The 4,190-nt window shown below is 68.2% G+C and carries 2 protein-coding genes; both read left to right on the forward strand.

Translation table 11 applies throughout. From position 1 onward, the window contains the following. Positions 1 to 185: 185 nt before the first annotated feature. Positions 186 to 689 carry an O-acetyl-ADP-ribose deacetylase gene (locus tag AB0M47_RS42220; RefSeq protein ID WP_363424546.1) on the forward strand — a complete coding sequence of 168 codons (504 nt, stop codon included), beginning with the start codon at positions 186 to 188 and terminating at the stop codon, positions 687 to 689. Positions 690 to 902: 213 nt separating this feature from the next. Next, positions 903 to 4,046 carry a GH92 family glycosyl hydrolase gene (locus AB0M47_RS42225; protein WP_363424549.1) on the forward strand — a complete coding sequence of 1,048 codons (3,144 nt, stop codon included), beginning with the start codon at positions 903 to 905 and terminating at the stop codon, positions 4,044 to 4,046. The last annotated feature ends 144 nt before the right edge of the window (positions 4,047 to 4,190 follow it).

The following is a 4,190-nucleotide window of genomic DNA, read 5'->3' on the forward strand; positions in this document are numbered from 1 at the left end:
CTTCCGATCTGGCGTGTCGAGGGTGCGAACTCCATGATCAACGCACGGGGCGCGACGGGGCGCGACGGGGCGCGACGCGACGGGGCGCGGGCGGGGCGCGACGCGACGGGGCGCGGGCGGGGCGCGACGGGGCGCGGGCGAGGGTGGCCCGGTGAGCGAGGGCGGCCGAGTGGGAGAGTGGACGTATGCGGTACGACTTGGTCGAAGGCGACATCACGGAGCAGCACGTCGACGTGATCGTGAACGCCGCGAACTCGTCCCTCCTCGGTGGGGGAGGAGTGGATGGGGCGATCCATCGCAAGGGCGGGCCGGAGATCCTCGCCGAATGCCGGGCCCTGCGTGCCTCGAAGTACGGTCGCGGCCTGCCGACTGGGCAGGCGGTCGCCACCACCGCTGGGAGGTTGCCCGCCCGCTGGGTCGTCCACACCGTCGGGCCGGTCTACAGCTCCACAGAGGATAGGTCTGCCCTGTTGACCGCCTGCTACGCGAACTCCCTGACGGTGGCGGACGGACTCGGCGCGCAAAGCATCGCGTTCCCGCTGATCTCGTCAGGCATCTACGGCTGGCCGCTGGAGGACGCCTTCCGCCGGGCGACCGCCGCCATCGAGGCCTTCGAGCCGCGGTCGCTCAGCGCGGCGAGCTTGGTCCTCTTCGGCCCGGCCGCCCGCCTCCGCACCGCTGGAGCGTAGACCCGCCTGAGCGTAGAGCCGCTGGAGCGTAGAGCCGCTGGAGCGTAGACCCGCTGGAGCGTAGACCCGCTGGAGCGCAGACCGCCTGAGTCGCTGAAGAGAACCGCCTGAGCTGCAAACAAGGTGTCCGGCACGGTTCAGGCTATTGACATATGTCTTCGTAGGGACTTTTCTATCTCCATTCCATGACAACGTTGTCTGAAGGAGTGGATCATGTCCCGCGGACCTCTCCCACGGCTCGGGCGTGCGTTCACAGCTTTCCTCGTCATCGCGGCCGGTGTCGCGTACGCGCCGACGTCGGCGCACGCGGCCGTCCTCAACCTCACGCAGTACGTCAACCCGTTCATCGGGACCGACGACAGCAACTCGCCCAACCCCGTCCCCGGCGGCGCGGGTGGCAGTACGGTCCCCGGCCCGGTGGCCCCGTTCGGGATGGTGCAGTTCAGCCCGGACACGCCGACCGCGTCCCCTTCCGGCTACCGGTTCTCCGACACCCAGATCCAGGAGTACGCCCTGACCCATTTCAACGGGGCGGGCTGCTCGAACAACGAGGACATCGGGATTCTCCCGATCACCGGCGCGATCGGCTCGTCGCCGGGGACCAACTGGACGGCGTACCAGGCGACTCAGGTCAAGGGTAGTGAGGTCGCGCAGGCCGGCTACTACAAGTCGGTGCTGTCCACCTACGGGAACACGCAGGTCGAGCTGTCCGCGACGAAGCGTACGGCGCTCATGCGGCTCACCTATCCGGCCACGACGTCGGCGCGCGTACTGCTGAACACGAGCAAGAGCGCGACCGGCAGCCGCAGCGGGTCGATCTCGATCAGCGGCGCGACCGTGAGCGGTTCGGTCACCGGCGGCGGCTTCTGCGGCTCGTCGAAGACCTACCAGATCTACTACTACGGCCAGTTCGACCGTACGCCCACGGCGGTGGGCACCTGGCTGGGCGGGACGGTGAGTGCGGGCTCCACCAGCACGAGCGGCACCAACTCGGGTGGCTACGTCACCTTCGACACGAGTACGAACGCCGCCGTGAACTTCAAGATCGGCATCTCCTTCGTCAGCGTCGCCAACGCGCAGGCCAACTTGACCGCGGAGCAGAGCGGCTTCGCCTTCGACACCGTACGCGCCAACGCCGACACCGAGTGGAACACGATCCTGAACCGGGTGCAGGCGACCGGCGGCAGCGCGACCGACCTGCAGAAGTTCTACACCGCCCTCTACCACGTGCTGATCAACCCGAACATCGCCAGCGACGTCAACGGGCAGTACCGCGGGTTCGACCAGGCGGTGCACACCTCCAGCCGGACGATCTACCAGAACTACTCGGGCTGGGACATCTACCGGTCGTGGGCCGCGTTGGTGGCGCTGATAGCGCCGGGCGAGGCGGCCGACATCGCCAACTCGATGGTGATCGACGGCCAGCAGGGCGGGCTCATTCCGAAGTGGTCGCACAACAGCAACGAGCACTTCGTCATGACCGGCGATCCGGGGCCGGTGATCGTCTCCAGCCTGAACGCGTTCGGCGTGACGAACTTCGACACCGCGGCCGCGCTGACCCTGATGAACAGCAGCTCCAACGGCGGCACCATCCAGGGCGGCGCCATTCGCGGACGCCAGTCGGAGTACGCCAGCCAGCACTTCATCGACGAGGACTCCTCCGACTCCCTGGAGTACTCCGCGTCGGACTTCGCCGTGGCGCAGTTCGCCCAGCGGCAGGGCAACACCAGCCTCTACAACACCTACATCGCACGGGCGCAGTGGTGGGCCAACGTGTTCTCCACCGAGTCCGGCTACGTCCAGCGGCGCGATCCCGACGGCACCTGGACCTGGCCGCTCGACCCGGCCAGCAGCAGCAACTACACCGAGGGCAACGCCTCGCAGTACACCTGGATGGTCACCTACAACTTCGGCAGCCTGATCAACCTCATGGGCGGGCCGCATACCGCGCGGCAGCGGCTCGACCACCACTTCACCCAGCTCAACGGCGGGCTGACGCAGCCGTACTTCTACATCGGCAACGAGCCTGAGCATGGTGTGCCGTGGGCGTACAACTGGGCGCAGTGGCCGGCCGGCACCTCGTCGGTCGTCCGCCGCGTGATGAACGAGTCGTACACCACCGGCGCGGGCGGGCTGCCCGGCAACGAGGACCTCGGGGCCACCTCCGCCTGGTACGTGTGGGGCGCGCTCGGCATGTACCCGGCGACGCCGGGTGCGGACACGCTGGCGTTGCACGGGCCGCTGTTCCCGTCGATCCTCATCGACCGGCCGACCGGCGACATCCAGATCAACGCCACCGGAGCGGGTCAGGGCTCGCCGTACGTGCAGAGCTTCAGTCGCAACGGCACCGCCCAGACCCGGAACTACCTGCGCTACCCGGACCTCGCGAGCGGCGCCACGCTCGCGTACACGATGGGAAGCAGTGCGAGTAGCTGGGGCACCGGTGCGGGTGACGTGCCCCCGAGCTTCAACGACGGCTGGACCCCGCCCGCCGCGGCGCCGAGCCTGGGCACGAACCTGGCCCAGGGCAAGGCCGCGAGCGGTTCGACCAGCTGCAATGCCACCGAGACCGCAGACAAGGCGTTCGACGGGCAGCTCTCGGCGGCGAGCAAGTGGTGCTCCAGCGTGAGCGGCACGAAGACGCTCCAGGTCGACCTGGGGTCCGCGCAGAACGTCGGCGCGTTCGTGGTCAAGCACGCCGGTCTCGGCGGCGAGAACACCGGCTGGAACACCGGCGCGTTCACCATCTCGACCAGCATCGACAACAGCACCTGGACCCAGCGGGTCGCGGTCTCGCTCAACCGCTCCAGCCGCACCTACCACCCGATCGGCACCGTTTCCGCGCGATACGTGCGGCTCGACATCACCACGCCCACGAACAACGGCAATGCCGCTGCGCGCATCGCAGAATTCGAGGTGTACGCCGGAAGTGGCGGACCGGTCAACCTAGCCCTCGGCAAGGCCGCGACCGCCGATTCGTCGTGTGCCACGACAGAGGGGCCGGAGAAGGCCGTCAACGGTTCGTGGACCGGCGGGAACAGCGACAAGTGGTGCTCGCTGGGCAGCAGCAAGTGGTGGCAGGTGGACCTGGGCTCGGCCCAGACCGTCTCGTCGTTGACGCTGCGGCACGCGGGCGCGGGCGGGGAGTCGGCGACGTGGAACACGCGTGACTTCACGATCCAGACGTCGACCGACGGGACGACCTGGACCACGCGGGCGACCGTCACCGGCAACACCGCCAACGTGAGCACGCATCCGATCACCCCGGTGTCGGCGAGGTATGTCCGGATCACCGTCCAGACGCCGGCCCAAGACACCAACACCGCAGCCCGCATCTACGAAATCGAGGTCTACTAACCCCCACTTCCACCCCCCACCCACCCCTCCCCACCCCCCACCCCTTTTCCGCGTTGATCATGGAGTTAACCGTGGTCTCGCCGGTGTGTCGACACCGGAAACTCCATGATCAACGGGGAGAGCGGGGGCGGAGGGGAGGGGAGC

The sequence above is a fragment of the Hamadaea sp. NPDC051192 genome (genome assembly GCF_040682475.1).
GTDB lineage: Bacteria > Actinomycetota > Actinomycetes > Mycobacteriales > Micromonosporaceae > Hamadaea > Hamadaea flava.

Bases quoted from the DNA above. Each gene is read 5' to 3' on its own strand.
- AB0M47_RS42220 (WP_363424546.1), top strand. From the start codon at position 186: ATGCGGTACGACTTGGTCGAAGGCGACATCACGGAGCAGCACGTCGAC.
- AB0M47_RS42225 (WP_363424549.1), top strand. From the start codon at position 903: ATGTCCCGCGGACCTCTCCCACGGCTCGGGCGTGCGTTCACAGCTTTC.